Below are 515 nucleotides of genomic sequence, written 5' to 3'. Positions count from 1 at the left end.
ACCCAGTGTATCTAGCTTGCAGTGGTGCGCGCTTTGCGCCATGTGCAGTAGATCGAGATGGCGATCATAAGTGTACGGTGCAAAGTATGCGAAATAGATAGAGCTGCGCTCTGGGATCACAGTAAACGTTAATGTGTCACCATCAAATTCAGCGGGAATACGGAACCATTCTTCACGGTCATAAGACGCAACAACGTCGTAACCTTGCCAACCTTCAGGGTATGCTGACTTCGCTAGATCGAGCAGTTTGATGGTGTGTGACTGCTCTGCTTCAGTTTCTAAGCGGAAGTGGAACCATTGGTAGAATTCCGACATGTTGTCGTTAGGGATTTTCAGTTGGATGTCATTTTTATCATCCGCTTTAACGACATGGATGCTACCGCTGTCGAAGTTGCTGAATATTTTCATTCTGTTACTAACCTCTTGAATCTGAGCTGAAAGAGAGAGGCTAACACAAGGCGAAAGTCCGCCCCAACGACTTTCACTGCAAACTGTCTCGTTTGTGGCTAAAGTCT

The 515-nt window shown here is 46.4% G+C and carries 1 protein-coding gene; it reads right to left on the bottom strand.

From position 1 onward, the window contains the following. Positions 1-408: M14-type cytosolic carboxypeptidase (locus R7Z77_RS28515; protein WP_318137457.1), on the bottom strand; the 408-nt coding region annotated here is incomplete at its 3' end. Positions 409-515: the final 107 nt, after the last annotated feature.

Source organism: Vibrio sp. 1401, assembly GCF_033340295.1.
The sequence above is the reverse complement of the archived record's forward strand: the minus strand, read 5'-3'. Positions and strand labels throughout refer to the sequence as shown.